18 protein-coding genes are annotated in these 21940 nt (G+C 66.3%); 7 read left to right on the plus strand and 11 right to left on the minus strand.

The window, feature by feature from the left end; all coding sequences use genetic code 11:
• Positions 1–2 precede the first annotated feature (2 nt).
• From M1E07_RS15205 to M1E07_RS15225, 5 genes are all read right to left on the minus strand, one after another.
• Positions 3–1661, minus strand: coding sequence for a hypothetical protein (locus tag M1E07_RS15205; protein ID WP_461187467.1), 1659 nt, complete (start codon positions 1659–1661; stop codon positions 3–5).
• A complete protein-coding gene (gene pelF, locus M1E07_RS15210; RefSeq protein ID WP_461187468.1) occupies positions 1645–3096 on the minus strand; it encodes a GT4 family glycosyltransferase PelF in 1452 nt (483 codons plus the stop codon). Before pelF ends, M1E07_RS15205 begins: the two co-directional genes overlap by 17 nt.
• A complete protein-coding gene (locus tag M1E07_RS15215) occupies positions 3093–3659 on the minus strand; it encodes a hypothetical protein (RefSeq protein WP_461187469.1) in 567 nt (188 codons plus the stop codon). Before M1E07_RS15215 ends, pelF begins: the two co-directional genes overlap by 4 nt.
• A gap of 443 nt (positions 3660–4102) precedes the next feature.
• Positions 4103–5473, minus strand: coding sequence for a 4-aminobutyrate--2-oxoglutarate transaminase (gene gabT / locus M1E07_RS15220; protein WP_461187470.1), 1371 nt, complete (start codon positions 5471–5473; stop codon positions 4103–4105).
• 89 nt (positions 5474–5562) lie between these two features.
• The gene (locus M1E07_RS15225; protein ID WP_461187471.1) at positions 5563–6993 is read right to left on the minus strand and encodes a gamma-aminobutyraldehyde dehydrogenase; all 1431 of its coding nucleotides are present in this window, start codon (positions 6991–6993) and stop codon (positions 5563–5565) included.
• Between the two features lie 154 nt (positions 6994–7147).
• Here M1E07_RS15225 and M1E07_RS15230 point away from each other — a divergent pair, with 154 nt between their 5' ends.
• Entirely contained in the window at positions 7148–8584 is a 1437-nt protein-coding gene (locus M1E07_RS15230) for a PucR family transcriptional regulator (protein WP_461187472.1), read from the plus strand.
• A 24-nt stretch (positions 8585–8608) separates the two neighbouring features.
• Here the strand turns inward: M1E07_RS15230 and M1E07_RS15235 are convergent, their stop codons facing one another.
• Positions 8609–10177: a CYTH and CHAD domain-containing protein gene (locus M1E07_RS15235; RefSeq protein WP_461187473.1), complete on the minus strand. Its 1569-nt coding sequence runs from the start codon at positions 10175–10177 to the stop codon at positions 8609–8611.
• A gap of 148 nt (positions 10178–10325) precedes the next feature.
• Between M1E07_RS15235 and M1E07_RS15240 the strand changes: the two genes are divergently transcribed.
• The 3 genes from M1E07_RS15240 (at position 10326) to M1E07_RS15250 (ending at position 13707) form a co-directional block, all read left to right on the plus strand.
• Positions 10326–11684 carry an MFS transporter gene (locus tag M1E07_RS15240; RefSeq protein WP_461187474.1) on the plus strand — a complete coding sequence of 453 codons (1359 nt, stop codon included), beginning with the start codon at positions 10326–10328 and terminating at the stop codon, positions 11682–11684.
• A gap of 6 nt (positions 11685–11690) precedes the next feature.
• The gene (locus tag M1E07_RS15245) at positions 11691–12371 is read left to right on the plus strand and encodes a FadR/GntR family transcriptional regulator (RefSeq protein ID WP_461187475.1); all 681 of its coding nucleotides are present in this window, start codon (positions 11691–11693) and stop codon (positions 12369–12371) included.
• Between the two features lie 118 nt (positions 12372–12489).
• Positions 12490–13707, plus strand: coding sequence for an AI-2E family transporter (locus M1E07_RS15250; RefSeq protein ID WP_461187476.1), 1218 nt, complete (start codon positions 12490–12492; stop codon positions 13705–13707).
• 177 nt (positions 13708–13884) lie between these two features.
• Here the strand turns inward: M1E07_RS15250 and M1E07_RS15255 are convergent, their stop codons facing one another.
• Positions 13885–14421, minus strand: a complete 537-nt coding sequence (locus M1E07_RS15255; RefSeq protein WP_461187477.1) for a hypothetical protein — start codon at positions 14419–14421, stop codon at positions 13885–13887.
• Between the two features lie 153 nt (positions 14422–14574).
• Between M1E07_RS15255 and M1E07_RS15260 the strand changes: the two genes are divergently transcribed.
• Genes M1E07_RS15260 through M1E07_RS15270 form a run of 3 tightly spaced genes read left to right on the plus strand, consistent with a single transcriptional unit; the run spans position 14575 to position 16984 of the window.
• Entirely contained in the window at positions 14575–14865 is a 291-nt protein-coding gene (locus tag M1E07_RS15260; RefSeq protein ID WP_461187478.1) for a hypothetical protein, read from the plus strand.
• 3 nt (positions 14866–14868) lie between these two features.
• Positions 14869–15696, plus strand: coding sequence for a DUF1206 domain-containing protein (locus M1E07_RS15265; RefSeq protein WP_461187479.1), 828 nt, complete (start codon positions 14869–14871; stop codon positions 15694–15696).
• A 28-nt stretch (positions 15697–15724) separates the two neighbouring features.
• Positions 15725–16984, plus strand: a complete 1260-nt coding sequence (locus M1E07_RS15270; RefSeq protein ID WP_461187480.1) for an SRPBCC family protein — start codon at positions 15725–15727, stop codon at positions 16982–16984.
• 115 nt (positions 16985–17099) lie between these two features.
• Here M1E07_RS15270 and M1E07_RS15275 read toward each other — a convergent pair whose 3' ends face one another.
• From M1E07_RS15275 to M1E07_RS15290, 4 genes are all read right to left on the minus strand, one after another.
• Positions 17100–18566 (minus strand): FAD-dependent oxidoreductase, encoded by a 1467-nt coding sequence (locus tag M1E07_RS15275; RefSeq protein WP_461187481.1) that lies wholly within the window; start codon positions 18564–18566, stop codon positions 17100–17102.
• A gap of 49 nt (positions 18567–18615) precedes the next feature.
• A complete protein-coding gene (gene cobA, locus M1E07_RS15280) occupies positions 18616–19872 on the minus strand; it encodes a uroporphyrinogen-III C-methyltransferase (protein WP_461187482.1) in 1257 nt (418 codons plus the stop codon).
• 300 nt (positions 19873–20172) lie between these two features.
• On the minus strand, positions 20173–21213 hold the full coding sequence (locus M1E07_RS15285) for an ABC transporter permease (protein ID WP_461187483.1): 1041 nt from the start codon (positions 21211–21213) through the stop codon (positions 20173–20175).
• A complete protein-coding gene (locus tag M1E07_RS15290; protein WP_461187484.1) occupies positions 21203–21928 on the minus strand; it encodes an ABC transporter ATP-binding protein in 726 nt (241 codons plus the stop codon). Before M1E07_RS15290 ends, M1E07_RS15285 begins: the two co-directional genes overlap by 11 nt.
• Between the last annotated feature and the right edge of the window lie 12 nt (positions 21929–21940).

Raw genomic sequence — 21940 nt, forward strand, 5'->3', positions numbered from 1 at the left:
CATTAGAACGCCCTAAAGTAGCTGAGGTCGAATCGCCCGAACATGCGGTAGGCGGCCACCGTTGTCGCAACGGCGAACACGGCAGAACCGGTCACCAGCCCGGTAACCGGACCGAAAATGTCGTTCCACTGGTACGAGAGCGCGAGACCTATGGCAAGGGACACCGCCGCTCCTATCCACACGGTGGTCGCGGGCAGTCGCGACCTGCCCAGGCTGAACAACTGCCCGGTGTTGAAGGCTCCAATTCCCAACAACAGGTAGCCCACCAAGGAGCCGGTGTACACCTCCTTGGCCTGCTGGAGGTGCACAGTAAGCAGGCTGACCGTGGCGAGCCAATCTGTGGCAGCCAACAGCAGTGCACCACTGGCCAGCCCGACCAGCAAGGTGATCACCAGGTGCCGGCGGTAGAACGCGAGCATCACGCGGTTAATTCCCTTGCTGCCCGTGATCCTGTGCCGTCTCATCTCCCGCCGCACAGTTGCGGGCAGCAGGTACCCGGCTGCGATCGCGTAGGTGAGTGTCGGAACAAGGACGAGCAGGCCGGTCCCGACACCGACCTGGTAAAGACCGTTGTAGTTGAACGTTCCCATCCATAAGCCTCCGGCGACCAGCTGATCGATCACGAGGAGCACAAAGAATCCTGTCCCGTAGGCCCAGTATGCCCGCACCGAGCGCGCCACGGGTCCGACCCGTGGCACAAGGACGTTCCGGTTGTCCACGGCGGTGTCTTCGACGCCGGCAGGTGGTGCGGCCAGCCGCCGCAGGACACGGACGTCGAACAGCACTGCCACGACCACCGCCGTCCACAAGGCGGCGAACTGGACCCATTGGGCGGTGTATAGGTTGATGTAGTTCCCCTCGGTGATCGACAACCCGCCGATTACAGCCACCAGCCCGCCGGCGCCGGCTGCAATCACCACGTCCCGCAGCGCCCGGGCGAGGTAGAGCGGCGAAAAGGCCAAGAGCAAGATACCGATGGACATACCGAAGAACAGGAACGACCGGTTTGCTGCAGGCGTGTAAGCCTGCAGCCCGTATTCCAGGATCAGGTAGCCCCCACCAATAACCACGAGCAATGCCCCAAGGCCCGCTCCCAGTGTCCAGCGCATGGCCCAACGCAACAAGGTTTCGCTGTGTTGGAGGGAATAAAACAGTCCCCTCCGCGCGAATGCCTGCATAAACCCACCGGTAACGACCAGTGCCGCGAACAACGCCAGGCTGACTGTGGTTGAAAACATTTGTGGGGTGATGGTGGACCAGAAGGACACTCGAGCGATAAGCAGCGCAAGGACAGCGATAATCCACGGCGCCGAATAGAGGAGCGACCGGGCCAGCAGTCCCAGACTCATCCGGTCTGGTCCAGGTGGTGGTTCAGGGGCGTGGTCAACGGTGCCCACCGGGGGCTCATCCGCCGGCCCGCCATAGAGCGGCAGGAGTGCCGCCACCTTCTCGGCGAGCTCGAAAACATCCCGGTAGCCCAGTTCACGCGCGCGCTGGTCGTTGTAACCCAGGGTCGCAAGGATCACTGCCACTTCAAAGGCATCTTGCGCTTGGCGGGTCCGGCCCGCGACGGAGCGCGCCTCCGCGTGCAAATCCGGGCCCAGCTCGTCGAGGCGCATTGTGAAGTCGGCGAGGGAGGGGCCCTCAGGCAGCGTGGTCATCGACGACTCCCAAGTAGAGGGCACGGTACGCCTCGAGGAAGCGATCCTGGGAGAATAACTCGACAGCGCGCTCCCGGAATTCCGCACCGATCGCGGCGCGTTGTGCGGGGCTCTGCCGGTAGAGGGCCACCAGAGCGTCCGCCAACGCCTGCGGATTCTGCGGCTCGACGAGCAGCTCGGGGCGGTTCAATGCCTCAGGGACACCGCCGACTGCAGTCGCGACGACCGGACGACCAGTGCTCATCGCCTCCACCACGGTATAAGGAAAGCCCTCAGACACCGAGCAAAGCACCACAACATCCGACTCCTGATATGCCAGGACCGGGTCCATCGTGGGACCTTCGAACACAACGTTATCCTCGAGCTGCATGGCTGCCACGGCCAGCCTGCAACGTTGGGCATAGCGGCGGTCATCCTCAGGACCATATATGCGCAGGAGTATGTCAGGGATCTCGCGGCGGACCATGTGGAGTGCGGTGATGAGCCCCAGCACGTCCTTGAGCGGCTCAATGCGACCGACATAGGCAATGGTTGGCCTGATCAACTCAACAGCCCGCGGTGCGAACTCGTCAGGGTTGACGCCGTTATAGACCACCTGCAGGCGGCCCGGATCAGCGCCCAGCTCGTACTCCCAACTGGTGTTGTACGCACAGACCGGCAGGATGACGTCGGCATGGGTATAAGCGCAACGGGCTATGGCCCGGTAGAGATTGCCCAGCAACACCTTCCGTAGGAGCGGAGTATCGTTACGGACCAGGTGAAGGACACGTTCGCGTACGTAGACCCCGTGCTCGGTCAGCAGCAGTGGGACTCCGTGGTGGAGCTTGGCGGCGAGTGCGGGCAGCGCGCAGAGTGCAGCACCAGACGAATGCGCTACGTCTACGTCAGGCAGAGGCACCGCCAGGGGCGTCAGGTAGCGATATAGGGAACGTGCGAAGTCGATGGCGTCGGCCATCGAGATGTCAGCGAGGAGCGAATGCTCACTGAGCCGGCTGCGCACCAGTTGCCAGCAACGGGGGTCACGCAATCCCTCATGCAGATCGTTGTTCTCGCAGTACTTGGCTATGTCAGCGATGGCGGCACCCAAAGCCTGCGGTTCGCGGGTTTCCAGGAGGTTGCCGATCACCTCCTCGTATGCCGGCAGCAGCAGGTCGACGAGGGCCTTCTCCCGTGACCGTCCCCGCAGGTCACGCCGTCGTCGCGTACGTGCTGTCGGCTGGACATACTCATCCACTTTCTCCGTTCCCCATAAAGGGATGGGCACGATGCTCGTGTTGGCTGGGACGCTGAAGGCGGGAGTCACGTCCGGGCTGCCGATGACCGCAGCCACCACAAACTCATGCTCGGGCAAGCCGTTGACCAGCTCATGTGCCCAGGTGGACACTCCCCCCTGGAAGTAGGGGTAGGTCCCCTCGGTCGTCAGCAGAATCCTCATGACGCCGTCTTGGCGCTTTCGTCAAGGGAACGGCTGTGGTCAGGCACCGCACGGGCCTGCTCGATGCACCAGCCTGCCCTGTCCAGCTGCTGCAGCTGGAGGAAGCACTTGGCTGCCGAGATCCATGCCTGATGCGTGGCGTCCGGAGTGAGCACGTTGCGCTCTGCTGCATTCGTGTAAGCCGCTGCGGCACACTCAAGCAGCTGGTCGCACTGCTCCGCCATCCCCTGCAACCGGGCCTGTTCTGCGGCCGTCCGGAAGGCTATCGCGGCGCGGCCGTGGCTGCCTTCCCTGGAACGTGATTCCGCTTCCTGGACGAAGCAGGTAATGGCCCTCTCATGGTTTCCCGCCCGCGCCGCCACACGGCCTTCATCCCACATATCGCCGTCAGGGGCGGTTGCCGGTGAACTCTGCTCAGGTATCGAATCTGACTGGGGGGGAGCATGGAAGTTGGTGTTCCCGAAGAAGCGCCGACCGCGATGGCGGGGCTTGTCCTCAAGAGTCGAACGCGTGGCGGCAGCGTGGGCTGTTCGCTCCTCGGTTCCCGTGGATAGCTGAGTCATTGCAATTCCCCTGTCTCTAGCAACATGTCCGTGGCTTGGCGCCGTTCCTTCCCCTCCACGCAGGCAGCGGCCTCGGCGCCCAGTGGTCTCGCCACCGGGTGATAATCAGCTTCGAAGCGTTTCATCGGCTCTCCTCAACTAGGGGCTTTCGGGAGCCGCTGCTTGGCTCGCCATACGTCCAAGTTACGAGGAGTTGCGGACACTTAACACGAGTACCCGGTACTGCAAAGAGCGCTTTAGGGATACTTACAAGGACTCTTCCGGGCGGCCGGGTGGTTGGGTAGTTGCCGCGCATAATGGGGGGGGAATTAGGTAGTTGACACGTTGCGTTAGGGGCAGGGCAGCTTTCCCCGGAGGGCTGCCAAACATGAGAGGGCGGCACCCCCGGTACTGGGGGTGCCGCCCTCTATCTCATTTCCTTCGCTGGGACTTCGCTGGCTCCGTTATGCGTTGGCCTTAATGGCCGCGGCCAGGACGTCCAGTCCGTCGTTCAGCAGTTCGTCGGTGATGACGAGCGGCGGCAGGAGCCGGATGACGTTGCCGAAGGTGCCGCAGGTGAGGATGATGACGCCTTCCTTGAGGCAGGCGGCGGCAACAGCCTTGGTGAGCTCCGGGTTCGGTTCCTTGGAACCTGCCTGGACCAGTTCGATGGCCAGCATGGCGCCGCGGCCGCGGACGTCGCCGATCACGGAAGAGCCGGCGGCGGCCAGCTCGGTCTGGAGTTCACGCAGGCGGGTGGTGGCCACCGCTTCGATGTGGCGGGCTCGGCCGGCGAGGTCGTATTCCTCCATGGAGCCGATAGACGCCAGCGCGGCAGCGCACGCCACCGGGTTGCCGCCGTAGGTGCCGCCGAGTCCGCCCGGGTGGACGGCGTCGAGCAGGTCTGCCCGGCCGGTGATGGCGGACAGCGGCATGCCGCCGGCGATCCCCTTGGCCAGGGTCAGGATGTCCGGGATGACGCCTTCATGGTTGACGGCAAACCATTCACCGGTGCGGCAGAAACCGGACTGGACCTCGTCGGCAATGAAGACGATGCCCTTCTCCTTGGCCCATTCGGCCAGCGCGGGGAGGAAGCCTTCGGCCGGGACGATGAAGCCGCCCTCGCCCTGGATGGGCTCGATGATGATCGCGGCAACCTGGTCCCCGCCGATCTGCTTTTCGATCATGGTGATGGCACGCTTGGCGGCCTCGGCTCCGGTGATCTCCGGGTTTTCCTCGCGGTATGGGTAGCTCATTGGCATGCGGTAGACCTCGGGCGCGAACGGGCCGAAGTTGGTCTTGTACGGCATGGCCTTGGCTGTCAGCGCCATGGTGAGGTTAGTGCGGCCGTGGTAGGCGTGGTCGAAAGCCACGACGGCGTCGCGCCCGGTGGCCAGGCGGGCCACCTTGATGGCGTTCTCCACTGCCTCCGCGCCGGAGTTGAAGAGGACGGTGCGCTTTTCGTGGTCGCCCGGGGTGAGGCGGTTCAGCTGCTCTGCGACCGCCACGTAGCCTTCGTACGGGGTGACCATGAAGCAGGTGTGCGTGAAGTGCTCCACGGCCTCCTTCACGGCACCTACGACGGCGGGATCGGAGGCTCCGACGCTGGTCACGGCGATGCCGGAGCCCAGGTCAATGAAGGAGTTGCCGTCCACGTCGTGGATGATGCCGCCGTCGGCGTCTGCAACGTAAACCGGGACGCCGGACGCGACGCCCGCAGCGACCACGGCTTTGCGCCGCTCGGCCAGGGCCAGCGACTTGGGTCCCGGGAAGTCGGCCTGGACGCGCCGCTTCTGCTCCAGGCGGAAGGTCATGTCTGATGCGGTGGTGGTCATGGTGTTTCTTTCTTTGCTGAAGGGTGGATGGGCCCACGCCGGCCGGGTTCCCTGGCCGAAGCGGAGCGAGGTTAGGGTGCCGGTGGGGATTAGGAGTCGAGCGCGGACATCACGTGCTTGATGCGCGTGTAGTCCTCGACGCCGTACATGGAGAGGTCCTTGCCGTAGCCGGACTGTTTGAAGCCGCCGTGGGGCATTTCGGCGGTGAGCAGGATGTGGGTGTTAATCCAGACGGCCCCGAAGTCGAGGTCGCGGCTCAGGCGCATGGCGGTGCCGTGGTTGGTGGTCCACACGCTGGAGGCGAGCGCGTAGTCCACGTCGTTGGCCAGCTCAACCGCTTCTTCCTCCGTGCTGAACTTCTGCACGGTGATGACGGGGCCGAAAGTTTCCTGCTGGACGATGCTGTCAGACTGCCGTGCGCCGGTGATGATGGTGGGCTCGAAGAAGAAGCCCTTCTCCCCCGCACGGTGCCCGCCGGTTTCGATCCGGCAGTGCGCCGGCAGGCTCTCCACCACCGACGTGACCTGGTTGAAGTGGTTCACATTGTTCAGCGGGCCGAAGTAGTTGTCTTCGTCGTTCTGGGAGCCGGTGCGCAGGGTTCGGGTGTGCTCCACCATGGCGGCCACGACGTCGTCGTGCACGGAATCCTCCACCAGCACCCGGGTGATGGCGGTGCAGTCCTGGCCGGCGTTGAAGAAGGCGAACTCGGCGATCGCCGCGGCGCTCTTCTTGATGTCCGCGTCCTTGAAAACGATGGCCGGAGCCTTGCCGCCAAGCTCCAGGTGGGCACGCTTGAGGCCCTTGGCCGCACCGGAGGCGACGGCGATGCCGGCACGGACCGAGCCGGTGATCGACACCAGTCCCGGGACCTTGTGGTCCACCATCATGGCACCGGTTTTGCCGGTCCCCAGCACAACGTTGAGCACACCTGCCGGCAGGATGCCACCGGCAAGGCGGGCCAGGACCAGGGTGGATTCGGGGGTAGTGTCCGAGGGCTTCAGCACCACGGTGTTACCGGCCGCGAGCGCGGGGCCGATCTTCCAGATGGCCATCAGGAACGGGTAGTTCCAGGGGGCCACCTGTGCCACCACGCCGATGGGTTCGCGGCGCACGTAGGAGGTGTGTCCCTCGAAGTATTCGCCGGCGGACTTGCCTTCCAGGATGCGCGCGGCGCCGGCGAAGAAGCGCAGCTGGTCAGCGCCGGCGGCGATTTCCTCGGAGGCGATCAGGGAACGCACCTGGCCCGTGTTGCGGTGCTGCGCCTCCACGAGTTCGTCACTGTTGGCCTCGATGGCGTCCGCAAGCTTGAGCAGCATCAGCTGCCGCTGTCCCGGGGTGACGTGCTTCCAGGTTTTGAAGGCCTCCTTGGCGGCAGCCATGGCCGCATCAACGTCTTCCTGGCCGGAGATGGGCGACTGTGCCACAACGTCACCGTTGGTGGGGTTGACGATATCCAGCGTGCCGGTGCCGGCGGGCGTAACGAACGTCCCGTTGATGAAGTTCTGCAAGGTTTGGACCACGGTGTGCAACCTCTTTCCTGGGGGCCATCGGCGCGAAGCGGATGGATCTGACTGCCTTGAGCCTATGCCAGCACCCCTGCGCCGTGAATAGCCACCTGCACACCCTTTCTGCTGCTTGTTAGTGCGGTTGACTAGCCCCGATTATCCTTGGTCCATGGCCATTTCCCTCGCTGCCCTTCTGGGTGTCAAATCCCTGAACCTGTCCAAGGCAGGGCTTGCCGAGACCACCTGGCACCATGACATCAACTGGGTGGCGGTGACAGAACTTGAGGACCCGCAGCGGTTCATCAACGGCGGCGAACTGGTGCTCACCACCGGCCTGCGGCTGAAATCGGCGCCCGAGCAGCGGCGGTTCGTCCGGCAGGTGCAGCGGGCGGGCGCCGTGGGCATCGGTTTTGGTGTGGGGCTTTCGCATGAAGCGGTGCCGCCGGCACTGCTGGCGGAGGCGAACCGGTGGGGCCTGCCCGTTGTGGAGGTCCCCTACGCGACGCCCTTCATCGCCATCGGCAAGCTGGTGGCTGACGCCCAGTCAGCGGACCACTACGCCAAACTTGAGCGCCTGATCGCCGGGCACCAGGTCCTGGCGCGCGCACTGCTGACCGGCGGCGGCCTGGCCGAGCTCCTCAAGCACCTGGGCGGCATGCTGCGGGCGGACATTGCCCTCACCCAGTTCACTGCCCAGCTGTACAACAGCAGCAAGGACGCTCCGCAGGCGGACACCTGGGCCTCGTACCCCATCCCCACGGGCCGTCGCGACGCCTGCACGCTGTGGGTGCGCAAGCCCTTTGAGGACTCGGGCATTATCGGCTACGCCCAGAACCTGATCAGCGTCGAATTGAACAACATGGTCAAGCAGCGCCAGTCCGAGCGTGCCCTGTGCGGGCAGGTGCTGGAGGACGTGATACATGGTGCGCTGGAAACCAGTGAGGCCCAGCGCCGCCTGGCCGGTGTCGGCGTGAACAGCACCCGCAAGAATGTGGTGCTGCTGGCCGTGTCCGCGGCCCACCACAAAGCCCTGGTGAGCACCTCGGTGCCGCGGGAGCTGGAGAACGCGGTGGCCGCCGTCGTGGGCAAGGACCTGGTGCTGGTGGTGAACGACGACGGCGGCACGGCGCCGTCCATGGCGCGGAAGTTGAGTGACCACCTGGCTGAGGCGGGCATTCACGCGACGATCGGCATCGGCGGCGCGTACACCAAGCCAAACGGGCTGCGCTGGAGCTACTTTGAGGCGCGCGACGCTGCAAGCCACGGACTCCCCGTCAACGAGCCGGAGCGGCTGAGCCTCACATCGCTGCTGCTGGCGAGCGAGGACGTGCCGCTGGCCGACATGGCCCACGAATCCCTGAATCCGCTCCGCACCTTCGACGCCGCCCACGGCGCCGAACTGATGACCACCCTGGAAAGCTACCTCAACAACAACGGGTCGGTGGCCGCCGTCGCCGAAGAGCTCACCCTGCACCGAAACACCGTCCGGTACCGGCTTGCCCAGATCACCGAGCTGACCGGGTACGACCCCGCAGTCACCACCGACCGCGTGCAGCTATGGCTGGCACTGGCGGTGGCACGGCTGTCCGCACGGCAGGGAAAGTAGCCGGCACACATCCGGCTGGATGCGCTAGATGACGCGGGGCTTCAGCAGCTCGCGGGACTTCTTGCGGGCCTTGCGGTACTTGGCCTCGGCTGCGTCCATCAGGTCCGTCTGGCGTGTCCGGAGTGCTGCCAGTGCCTCAGCCGTTGTCTCCGCCAGCCCGTGGCCCGCTTCGAGGGTCTGCAGCAGGTTCCGCGCAAGGAGGGCGTCGTGGTAATCGCCCAGGATCTTTTGCTGCCGGTGGCCGGCCTTGGCCACCTTCCCGGCGCGTTTGCCCCGCACCAGCCCCGCCGATTCGGCAACATGGCGCAGCCGCTTGGCGTCCTTGCGCACCTGGTGGAGGGCGATTTCGTGGGCCGTCCCACGCCTGGCGTGTGCCGCGGCCTTGTGCGAGCGCCGCAGCCGGCGGGCGGACTTCTCCACCACCTTTGCAGCAATCGTCCGCCCGGGAGCCACGGCCTGCGGCAGCACCGGCGGCTGGCGGCAGAAGTCTTCAAGATCGTCCAGCAGCCGGAAATAGCGCTCCGACTGCAGCGCCTCCTGGAGCCGGCGGTATCCGGCGTCGAAGGCAGCACCGGCCTTGCGCTCCACCTGTTCCCTCGCCGCGTCAGTGCCCTCGCCAGGAGGCAGCTCATCGAGGTGGCCCCGCAGCCGGCCCAGCAGGACGTCGGCGTCCCGGGGTTCGCCCAGCAGGTGGCCCAGCCAGCCAAGTTCGTCCCGCAGGCGCCGCACCGGGACAGCGCGGTAAAGCTTCCGGTAGGCGGCCAGCACCGAGCGGATCCGCCGGGTTGCGGACCTCATGTCATGGACTCCCTCGGGCTCCTCCAGCCGGACGGCCGCATCCTCGGCGAGGAGTTGGCGCAGCTGCTCTGCCACATAAATGGTGACGACCGCGGCCGCCGGGGCCTTCTTTCCGGCCAGGAGCGCGGACGGGCTTTCGGTTTCCTGTTCTCCGTTCCCGTTTGCAACGCTGCCGAGTGCCCGCGCGAGTTTGGAGGCATGGCCGGCGGGACGGGCGCCGGCGGCGGTGAGGAGTTCCTCTGCGGGACCGAAAAGCTCCGGTCCGCCGTCGACGAGCTCAAGTTCCCACTCCCGCCAGCGCTGCGGCTGTTCATCCGCATGCCCGTGCAGGCGTATCGCCTCCACCTGGTCGTCGGCCAGGTCTGCCAGATGAACGCCGTCCTCGCCGTAGAGCGCGTGGGTGGTGCGCCGTGTTTCAAGCCGGACAACCGGGGCCACGTCCGTTCCACGGAGGTACGCCTGCACGTGGGCCACCAGGTTGTCGGGTACGACGCCGGGCTGGCCAAGCGGTGCGTGCAGCTCCCGGCGCTGCTGGGGTTCTGCTTCGGATCCGGCCTGGGCTTCGGGGGGCAGCTTCAGGTGCCAGCCGGCGTCGATCCCCCCGGTGCGGCGGCGGAGGGTGATGCGGCGGGATGTGAGTGTGTGCCGGGCGGTATCGAAATAGACGGCCTCCAAAACAGCGGTATGGGGCGTTCCAACGCGGGCAACGCCGGGCAGTTCTTCCAGCGCGGGCACTGTGGCTTCGTTGCCGACGTCGTACTTCTTCTCGATCTCAATCCCCTGGGAAGCCTTCACAGCCGTCCTTCCGCGTTGGTCCTGCGTGCGGGCCGGCACGAATTGGTGTCAGGGCCCTCGCTGGAAGTCTATTCCCGGGCCGGAGGTGCCGGGGAGAGCTTGCCCACAAAACAACAGACATCAAACGTCCAACCTTTAGCCTTGAAGGATGCCCGCCACTCCCCCCGCTCCTGCCGCCGCACCCACCAAGCCCTTCCCCGCGCCCGCGGCTGCACCCGTGCCGTCAGTCGCGCCTACTGCCCCCATGACAACTGCCGGGACCTCGCTGACCAAACCGCGTTCCGCCGTCGTAATCGGCGTTATTGCGCTGGTGCTGATCGGGCTCAATCTACGCGCGGGCATCACCGGGGCATCGGCGCTGTTGCACGACCTGCAAACGGTGTTGGGTTACGGCCCGCTGGTGGCTGCAATTATTCCGTCGATCCCCACGCTGTGCTTCGCCCTGGCGGGAGCCGGCACATCCTGGCTGACGGGGAGGCTGGGGGTGGAAAAGGCGATCCTGTTGTCCCTGGCCATGCTTGCCGGCGGCCTTCTGCTCCGTGGGATTCCCGCTACCGGGATGCTGGTGGTCGGCAGCGTGGTGGGGATGTCAGGGCTCGCGGTCTGCAACGTGGCAATGCCATCCTTCATCCGCGAGCATTTTGCGCACAGGACTTCGCTCATGACCGCCGTCTATACGGTGACCATGACCACCGGCGCCACCGTCACCTCCGTCGCCGTCGTCCCACTGGCACAGGCCCTCGGATCCCCGTCCGCCGCCGTCGGCGCCATTGGCATTACTGCCGTGGCGGCATTCCTGGGCTTCCTTCCCGTAGCGCTGCATGCGCACCGGAACAGCACCCCTTCGACGTCGGGGCATGTGTCCCCTTGGCCCTTGCTCCGGACCCGAAAAGGACTGCTGCTGACCGCGATTTTCACACTCCAGTCGCTGCTGGCCTATGCGCTGCTGAGCTGGTTCCCGTACATGCTGACCACCATGGGGCGGGATGCCTCGGAGAGCGGGCTGATGTTCGGACTGATGCAGCTGGTGTCCGTTCCCGCGGGCATGCTGCTCATCGCCATCGGTTCCCGCCCCAGGATGCTGCGGCCTGCGTTTTACTTGGTCAGCATCACCATGGCGGCGGGCCTGGCCCTGCTCCTGGTCCTGCCCGTGGGCCTGGCCGTCCTTCCGGCAATCCTGCTGGGCTTTGGTTTGGGCATCTTCCCGCTGGTGATGGTGATGATCAGCCGCAGCGGAGTGAGTACGGCCGAAACCACAGCGCTGTCCACGCTGGCCCAGTCCACAGGCTACCTGCTCGCCACCACGGGCCCGTTCGGGATGGGGCTCCTGCACAGCGCCACCGGCGGCTGGACCCTGCCCCTCGCTTTGCTGCTGGCCCTCGCGCTGGTGCAGATTGTGGTGGCGCACCTGATCACGGGCCGCGCGATGACCCGCAGCGTTGCCGGCACCGCTGCCCGCAACCTGGCCGGCGTCCCTGCCGGCGCCACCACAGGCAAGGGAAAGTAGGACGCCATGGCACTAAGCACCTCACACCGCCCGCCGCTTGCCGATGAAGTCACCGCAAAGCTGCGGACCATGATCCAGTCCGGCGAGTGGCCCCTCCACCAGCGCATCCCGTCCGAGACCGGGCTGATAGCTGATTTGGGCGTCTCGCGCGGCACCCTCCGCGAGGCCATCAAGGCACTGGCCCACAGCGGCATGCTGGAGGTCCGCCGCGGCGACGGCACCTATGTCCGGGCCACCAGCGAGATCTCCGGCGCCGCCCGCCGCATGTACCAGGACCACACGGAGGCCCACATCCTGGAAGTCCGGCTTGGCCTGGACACGCAGGCTGCAAGGCTCGCAACGCGGAACGCAACGGCCGAGGACGTCGCCGCCCTGGCTGCCCTCCTGACGGCCCGGAACGAGGCCTGGAGCTCGGAGGACTACGAGGCGTGGGCCCAGGCGGACTGGGGCTTCCATGAACGGGTGGCGCAGGCATCGGGCAACCCCCTGCTGCACGAGCTTTACGTCAGCTTCGGCGCAGTGGTCCACGGGGATCTTCTCCAGCAGCTCCGCCGGCCCGGGTTCGAAGGACTCCAGCACGAGGGTCACGACCTCCTGCTGGCAGCCATTGAGCAGCGGGACGAGGATGCCGCCGTGGCAACGGTCAACGCCAATTTGAACTCCTGCGCGGAGTGGCTGGCCGGATAGCCCGCCCCTCGGGGTTTCACCCATCCTCAACCAGTCAGTAGGCTTACTATCTGAGACAGGTAGTATCCCTGCGGCGCATACCCGCGCCCAGGGCACCAGCCGATGATGAGGAGTCCCCATGGCGCGAGCAACACGCGTGACCGACCACGGGCCGGCCAGCGACACCCCGCAGCCCATGCCAGCGGCCGGGCCAGTTATGCAGCAGCAGGCGCCGGTGCCTGCTGCAGGGAAACCGGAACCCAAGCCGGTCAGCGCGTTGTGGACCGACGGGCTGGGCAGGGTAGGTATGCGCTCCGGGCAGATCCTGCTGATCTTAACTCTGGCCGTGGTGTCGGTCTACGCGCTCATGCAGATCAAGCTGCTGGTGATTCCCATCCTGATCGCCCTCATTCTGGCCGCCGCCATCGGCCCGTTCGTAAATATGCTGCGGCGCCGTGGAATGCGGGGCGGGGTGGCCACCGGCATCGCGTTCATCGGGCTGCTGCTGGTACTGGGCGGGGTTTCCACCGTGATCTACTTCTCGGTCCGCAACCAGTGGGGTGAACTGGCCCAGCAGGCATCATCCGGGCTGGACGAGCTGGAGCAGTTTCTGCTGACCGGCCCCATCCCCCTCGAGCAGGAGCAACTGGACCAGGCCCGCGAGGGGATCGTGCAGTTCGCTACCAGCAGCCAGGTCCGTTCGGGCGCCATCACCGGACTGTCCGTAGTGACTGAGTTCATCGCCGGCGCCAGCCTGATGATCGTGATCCTGTTTTTCTTCCTGAAGGACGGCGCCAAGATCTGGAACTTCTTCCTCCGTCCCTTCAAGGGGCAGCGGGAAGCGAAGCTGCGCCGGGTGGGCCGCCGCACGCTTGAGGTACTGGGCGGCTACGTCCGCGGCACCGCGATCGTTGCGCTGGTGGACACTGTAGCCATCGGGGCCGCGCTGCTGATCATGCAGGTTCCGCTGGCCATCCCCTTGGCCATCATCGTCTTCATCGGCGCCTTCATCCCGCTGGTGGGCGCTACAATTGCCGGCATCCTGGCGGCCCTGGTCGCATTGGTGGCCAACGGCCCGGTGGTGGCGCTGATCGTGGTGGCCGTGGTGATCGCTGTCAACCAGCTCGAAGGCGACCTCCTGCAGCCGATCGTGATGGGCAAGTCCCTGCAGCTCCACGCCCTGGTGATCCTGATGGCATTGACGGCCGGGACCATCCTCGCCGGTATCGTCGGCGCGGTGCTGTCCGTGCCGCTGGCCGCCGTCGCCTGGGCCATCATCCAGGTGTGGACGGCGGAGGATCCCAAGCTGGAGGACATGAACCCGGACCTGCCGCCAGCCAACAGCCAGCCGATCTAGGCATCCCGCCCGCAGAGTTTTTGGGCGGGCAGCGAGTTTTTGGACGGGCAGCGGGACCTGGAGGGCGTTTGGGTCGGCGTATCTGCCAGAACGCCGTAGGGGCAGCGCACGACGACGGTCCGGCACTTGGGTGCCGGACCGTCGTCGTGCGGGTTGATGCGTTGGTGCCGCGGGGGTTTAGCCGCGAAGGCCGGCGAACACGTTCTTGGGCCGCTGCATCTCGCCGTGCTTGGCACCAAGGATGACCACCAGCCCGGCGAACGCCGGGATGACCCACTGCAGCATCTTCAGCTGCTGCTGGGCGGCCTTAAGTTCGTCGGAAGCATCGGGGCGCGGCTCGGTTGCACCCTCGGCGCCCTCGGCCGCCAGCTTTTCGACCTTCTTTCCAAGGATTCCGGAGTAGAGGGTTACCGCTGCGCCGACCACGGTCACGGCGGTCTTGACCACGGTGTCCCGGCCCACGCCTTCCTGCTTGGCGATGCGCTCCTTGTTCTCCCAGGCAATGGCGAGGTCCGCCACCAGATGCGAGGCAAAGGCAGCCGTCTGGAACGGCGCCCATTTCATCCAGCCGGCGCTGGAAAGGCGGGTGCGCTCGGACGGGTCCTTCGCCGCCGCAGCTGCTCCGTTCAGGCCGATGGCACCCATCAGGGATCCACCGAACCATGCTGCTGCCGTCAGATCGTGAACTGACCGGGCAATGAGATTTCCTGCCATGATGTGCATTCCTAACGTTGAACTGGTTGAGATGCCGCGCCTGCGGACTTCACTTGCCGTGTCCCATCGAGGTCATGGTCCGCCCATGGTAAGCACACTTACTAATGTTACGAAAGCCCGTCTTGCGCGCGCCGACCGCGTAATATCGTCGCCATGGGAACTACAGGCAGTTTGTTCGGCTGGGCCTTCGGGGACCCGGCCCGTGAAGACGACGACAGTTACGTGGAAGGGCTCCAGGGCGAGGCATTCGGTAATGCCCGGGCCACTGCGAAAGCCAAGGGAGTGGCCGTTGTGACGGGCTCTGAGGTCTTCACCGTGCTGAGCGCGGACGATTCGTTGGTGGAGCTGGACAACGCGCCCGGAAAGCTCGTGGTCCGCTGCACCGTTCACGTCGAGGGACCCGGCGCGGAGAAGATACGTGCCGAAGGACCCATGAACGGCTGACAGATGTCGGACAGCGATTCCACCATCAGCCAGGCTGCGGACGCCGTCGAGGAGGCCTCCAACCACCCGGCACTGGATGTCCTGGCGCGGACGGGTTTCGCCGTGATGGCCCTGCTTCACGTCATTATCGGGGCCATCGCCATCGCTGTTGCTTTCGGCCAGCCGGGTGAGGCGGAACCGACCGGGGCGATTGAACAACTGGCCTCCAACCCGTGGGGCCCGGCCGTGATGTGGGGATGCGTGGCGGCATGCATCGGCCTGGGATTGTGGCAGGCGAGCGAAGCCACGCTGCGGGCCCGCCGCCTGCCCCGGAAGGAACGGGTATCCAAGCTGATCTCCTCGGGCTTCCTGGCTGTCGCCTACACCAGCGTTGGCCTCAGCTTCGCCGGTTTTGCCGTGGGGCTGCGGGGGGATTCCAGCGAAAGCACACGGGATTTCAGCGCCTCGCTCATGGCTACGCCCCTGGGGCTGTGGGCGTTGGTGGCGCTTGGCCTGACCATCATCGGAATCGGCATCTATTTTGTCTTCAAGGGCGTCCGGCGTGGGTTCAAGGAGGAGCTCTTCCACTTTGACGGCACCCGGCGCGGCCGGCTCATCGACACTCTCGGCGTCACAGGCCACATCTCCAAAGGCGCCGCCCTCGGCCTCACGGGCCTGCTCTTTGTGATCGCTGCCGCCAAGCACAATCCCGAAGAGTCCACCGGGCTGGACGGCAGCCTCAAAGCACTCCGGGACCACCCCTATGGCCCCTACCTGCTGGTAGCCATCGGCACCGGATTCATCGCCTACGGGATTTTCGCGCTGATCCGGTCGCGGTTTGGACGCATGTAGTTCCCCGTTTTGTTGGTAGGAAGGAAGCATGAAGCACCACTTGCTGAAGGAGCAACCAACCGACGGCGGCGCGGCGCGGATCGAGCCTGGTGTGACGGAGACGGCGGGCCGGGCTTTTGCTGCCCTGTTCCGGCTGCTTAAGGTGGCACGTCCCCACCGGCCCATCCACCCGAAGGGCATTGGCCTGACGGGTCAACTGACCAGGGCAGGGAACTCCGGCGGGCCGAGCGGGTTGGACTGGCTCGACACCCCCGGCATCGATCCCGTTGCAGCGCGGTTTTCGCGTTCCGTTGGGTTGCCCGAGGGGCTTCCGGACATCCTGGGGCTCGCGCTCCGGATTACGCCGGCCCGTGGCGGTGCTGCAGGCAAGGCGGACGACGGCGGGGCAGCCGACGTGCTGTTTTCCACCACCGGCTGGCACGTACCCGGGAGGTTCCTGCTCCAACCCAAGCTCGGCGTCTCCTCAGCAGCCTTCACCACGCTGATGCCCTACCGCGGCCGGAAGGGTCCCGTGCTCCTGGGGCTCCGGACCCTAAACCTGCCGGCGGGGTCCGTCACGTCCGGCGAATGGGTACTTGGGCTGTACTGGGCCAAACCGACGGGCCCGTGGCGGCACTGCGGGGAACTCCGGCTGCGGGCTTCCCCGGAACCGGCTGACACTCCGCTGCGCTTCAATCCCCTTGAGAACCAGCCGCCCGGCGCCCAGGCCTACGACTGGACCCGCCGCCTGCGGGAGCGCTCCTACCGGGCGGCGCAGCAAACCGCGCCGTCCGCCGTCGCGCATTCTGCCGGCACTCCCACTCCGGCGGGAACCCACACCAGCCCAGCCACCCGAGGAAGGAACACCATGTCCACCGTGTCCCAGCTATTCAACACCCCTGCCGCCGACGTCTGGCGGGTCATTGCCGACGGCTGGCTGTACTCCGGCTGGGTAGTGGGCGCCTCTCGGATCCGCGCCGTCGATGACACGTGGCCCCAGGCGGGAGCCCGCCTTCATCACTCCGTGGGCGCCTGGCCGCTGGTGATCAACGACAGCACCCGGGTGACCGCCGTCGAACCCGGAAAGTCCTTGGAACTGGTGGCCCGCGGCTGGCCCATGGGCGAAGCCAAGGTGGTAATCACCCTCCAGGACCAGGGCGGCCAATGCCTTGTGACTATTGCTGAGGACGCCATCCGCGGTCCCGGCAAGAAGGTGCCCAAGATCATGCGGGACCCGATGATCACGGTGCGGAACCGCGAGACCCTCAAGCGGCTGGAGCTTATGGCTGTGGGCGGGGCTGGGAGATAGCGCGACCGGGTTAACTGGTACGACAATTACCCCGCTTAATGCATCATGCGGCCAGTTCGGGCCCTGACCCTGAGCGGGTAGGGCGCAAACTGGCCGCGCGTTGAAAGTCGCGGGATTAGACCTGTGCGGCGACGCCGTCGCGGGAGATGGCAACCATGTCCTCGCGCGGCACCACCTTGATGCGCTCGCGCTTGACCTCAACCCCGTGGGAGCCGCCGGCCTCCGTGGCGGCTGCGCCGAGGGCGAGTTCGTGGGCGTCCAGCGCCAGCCAGCCTTCCCAGCTGGTGAACTTCACGCCACGGGCGTCGAGAAGGTCAACCACGGCTTCCGCCTCGGGAACGGCGGCGGCCGGAAGGTTCCCGCGATCCTCCAGCAGGTAGGTGACGGTTTCCAGGGCGTCGCCCTTGGTGTGGCCAATCAGACCCACCGGTCCGCGCTTGATCCAGCCCGTGGCGTAGATGCCCGGCACGTGCTGGCCGTCGGCGTCCAGGACGCGGCCGCCGTCGTTCGTCACTACGCCCTTCTTGTGGTCGAACTCAACGTCCGGCAGGGCCGAGCCGAAGTAGCCGATGGCGCGGTACACGGCCTGCACGGGGTAATCGACGAACTCGCCGGTGCCGCGTGCGTTGCCGGTGCCGTCCAGCTCGGTGCGCTCGAACTTGATGCCGGCAACCTTGCCCGGCGTCTCGGCGTCGTCGTAGATCTCCACCGGGCTGTGCAGGAAGTGCAGGTGCAGGCGGCGGGAAGCCTTCAGCTCGGAAACATCCTCGGGCTGCTCGGCGATCCAGTTGGTGAGGGTGCCCACCATGGTCTTGGTCTGGTTGTTCGTCTGGATCTGGCGGTCGGATTCCTCGTCGAACTCGAAGTCCTCCGGGTACAGGATGATGTCCACGTCCTTGGAGTGGGACAGCTCGCGCAGCTCCAGCGGGGTGAACTTGACTTGGGCGGGACCGCGGCGGCCGAAGACGTGCACGTCAGTGACGGGTGAAGACTTCAGGCCGGCGTAAACGTTGTCCGGGATCTCGGAGACCAGCAGGTCATCGGCGTGCTTGGACAGGACGCGCGCCACGTCCAGCGCCACGTTGCCGTTGCCGAGCACGGCGATTTCCTTGGCCTCCAGCGGCCACTCGCGGGGAACGTCGGGGTGGCCGTCGTACCAGGAAACAAAGTCCGCACCGCCGTAAGAACCGTCGAGTTCGATGCCGGGGATGTTCAGGTCCGCGTCCTTGATGGCGCCGGTGGCGAAGATGACCGCGTCGTAGTGGGTGCGGAGGTCCTCGATGGTGAGGTCGGTGCCGTAGTCCACGTTGCCGAAGAAGCGGATGTCGCCGCGGTCCAGCACCTTGTGCAGGGCGTTAACGATGCCCTTGATGCGGGGGTGGTCCGGGGCGACGCCGTAGCGGATCAGGCCGTAGGGTGCCGGGTAGCGGTCAAAGAGGTCGATGCTCACGGTCAGCTCGCCGCTCTTGACGGCTTCGCTCTTGGTGAGGATGTCCGCGGCGTAGACGCCTGCCGGGCCGGAGCCCACGACGGCGACGCGCAGCGGACGTTCGGCAGAACCTACGGTGGTGCTTGATGACACGGCTGTGTTCCTTTTCTTCGATCCGTCCCAACCTCGTTGGGTTGGTGGGCTAGGTGGTGAGGACGCGGGGGCTGTTCGGGGTGATGGTGCTGTAGTCAGCGGTTTTGAAGTGCGACGGCGCAAACGGGCTCACGCGCACCACGTCACCGATGACAATGACTGCCGGATTTGCGACGCCGGCAGCTTCCGCTTGGTCCGCAATGGAACCGAGGGTGCCGATAGTGACGCGCTGGTTGGGCAAATAGCCGTTTTCCACAATACCAACCGGGGTGTCCCCGGGCAGACCGGCTTTGCCCAGAGCGGACGCCGATTCACGCAGCTGGCCCACACCCATCAGCAGGACAACCGTGTGGTCCGCGCGGGCAGGCACTTCGGACAGTTCCTCGTGCCCGGTCACCACGCTGAAGCCCTTGGCCAGCCCACGGTGCGTCACCGGGATGCCGGCGGCGGCGGGAACGGAAATTGCGGACGTGACGCCCGAAACCACCTCAACCTCGACGCCGTGCTGCCGGCAGTACTCGGCTTCCTCGCCGCCGCGCCCCAGCACGTACGGGTCGCCGCCCTTGAGCCGGACCACGTGGTGACCCTTGAGGGCTTCCTCCACGAGGATTCGGTTGATCTCTGACTGCGGGACGGGGTGGTGGCCGGGGGTCTTGCCGACCTCGATGACGCGGACATCAGGAGCAAGTTCGTTCAGAAGCCCGCGCGGGCCAAGGCGGTCTGCGACGACGACGTCGGCCTGGCCCAGGAGGCGGCGGCCGCGGACGGTTATGAGGCCGGGGTCCCCGGGACCGCCGCCGACGAGGGCGACACTTCCCGCGGATGCGCGGCGGCGGCGCAGCGGCAGGTCTCCGGTTTCCAGGGCGGTGGCGACGGCGTCCCGGACGGCCATGGCGCGGCGCGGGTCTCCCCCGGCGTTCACGGCGATCTTGACATCGTCCACCTCGGCGACGGCGGGGGTCCACGCGGCGGAGACTTCATGGTCGGAGGCGTTGACGCACCAGATACGCTGCGCCTCGGCGTCGGCGGAGACCTGGGCGTCCACCTTCAGGTCTCCCGTGGCGGTCTGGACGAACCATACGCCGTCGACGTCGGATGAAGAGTAGGTGCGCGGCTCCCAGGTGAGGAGGCCGGCGTCGGCCAGTTCCTTGAGCGCGTCAGAGGCAACCGGAGCCACGACGGTGACCACTGCACCGGCGTCGAGCAGGCCCTTGGCGCGGCGCGCGGCCACCGGGCCGCCGCCCACCACCAGCACGGGGCGGCCGAGCAACCGCAGCGCTGTGGGGTAAATATCCTGAATTGCCATGAATCAACGGTAGGGCCGCGTCACAATGGCCCACAAAGGCCGAGCAACACCAGTTCACGTAAGGTAACGCTGCGTCACACAAGGTTGGGCCGGCGTCGCCCTCCGTCGCGGGGCACTATGCGTCGGCGAGGGGCGCTATCGGCTGAGTCTGCGGCGTGTCCGTGTCAAAGCGCCCCAGTTTGGCCGCTCCTGGTGGGCGGAGGGGAGGCCCAGGTGCCAAAAGTGACGCGAACGCGTCCGGGGAACAGCAGAGCCCGACGGCGGGAGTCGCCGTCGGGCTCTACAGAGGTTGTGTTGGGGCTACCGCGTGCTGCCGGACAGGAGGCCGCGGCGGCGGAGGAGGCGCTTCTCAACCGGCGCGAACACCAGCAGTTCGATCAGGATGCCGACGGCGAGGATCAACAGGATCGCCGCCATCACCACTGACATGTCGGACAGTTGCCGGCCCTGGTCCAGCAGGGAGCCCAGGCCGAAGCCGATAGTGCCGCCCACGGCAATGATTTCCGCAGCCATAAGTGAGCGCCAGGAGAAGGCCCAGCCCTGTTTGAGGCCGCTAAGGTACCCCGGCAGTGCGGCGGGGAGGATGATCTGCAGCGCCATCTGGAGCCTGCTGGCACCCAGGACGGTGCCCACCCGGCGGTACTGCGGCGGAATCTGGTCCACGCCGGAGATGAGGCCGTTGATGATGGACGGAATGGCGCCCATAAAGATCACGAAGTACACGGTGGCGTCGGTGAGCCCGAACCAGATGATGGCAGCCGGCACCCAGGCCACTGAGGGCAGCACCTGCAGCCCGGAAATCAAGGGTCCGAAGGCACGGCGGAGCGGAGCCACCTGGGCCAGCAACAGGCCTACCGGAGTTGCGATGGCCACACTGATCACGAACCCGACAACCCCACGCTGCATGGAAGTCCAGACAGATTCCTGCAGCTTGCCGTCACTCCAGAGCACGCCCATCTGGGTCACCACGTCCAGCGGACCGGGCACCAGGTCGCGGCGTTTCACCCCGAGCGAGACGTAGAACTGCCAGATGAGCACCAGGGCCACCAGGGCCGCGATGGGCAGGAGCACGCGGCTCCAGTCGACCCGGTGTTTGCGGTCGGCGTCGGACTGCAGTGAGTCAAGACCGGACTCGAGTTCCCGCAGGTCCTCACGCCCCGAAGAACTTCTCGTTAAAGCGGCATGAACGTGCTGAGTGGATGCAGGCGCAGCGCCCGATGCCGCCCAGGGAGTGGCATCGGGCCTGTCGAAGCCGGCCGCTTCGTCCGCAGGACGAAAGCGGTCCGGCGAAGGGGCGGGGGCGGCATCGGGCGCGGAACCGGACAACGACTTACTTGGCATGGCGGCGAATCTCCTCACGCAGCCGGGCAGTGATGACCCCGGTCAGCTGGCCGGCGAGCCCGGCGTCGGTTCGGTGTTCCTCGGTGACGGCCCATTCCTGGACAACGCGGCCGGGGCGGGAGGACAGCAGCAGCACCCGCTGGCCCAGTCGGACGGCCTCGCGGACGTTGTGGGTCACGAAAACGATGGTGCGCCCGGTTTCCTTCCAAATGCGCTCGAGCTCGTCGTGCAGCAGGTCGCGTGTAATGGCGTCCAGGGCGGCGAACGGCTCGTCCATGAGGAGCAGCTGCCGGTCCTGTGCCAGCGACCGCGCCAGGGATACGCGCTGGCGCATGCCGCCGGAGAGCTCGTGGGGGCGCTTGTCCCCGGCCGTGCCCAGGTGCACCAGCTCGAGGAGCTCCTGCGCCTTGAGCTTGCGCTCGGCCTTGCCCACGCCGCGCAGCTTCAGGGCCAGCTCAATGTTCTCCCGGGCCGTGAGCCAGGGGAACAGGGCGGCGTCCTGGAACATAAAGGCCGCGCCATCGCTGGGCACTTCCAGCGCGCCCGACGACGGGGCCTCCAGTCCCGCCATGATGTTCAGCAGGGTGGACTTGCCGCAGCCGGAGGCACCGAGGAGGGCAACAAACTCGCCCTTGCCGATGTTGGCGTTGACGTCGTCCAGTACCGGGGCGCCGTCGCCGAAGCTCTTGCCCAGATGTTCCAGTACGACTGGCATGGTGCCGTCCTT

Source organism: Arthrobacter sp. Z4-13, from assembly GCF_054792705.1.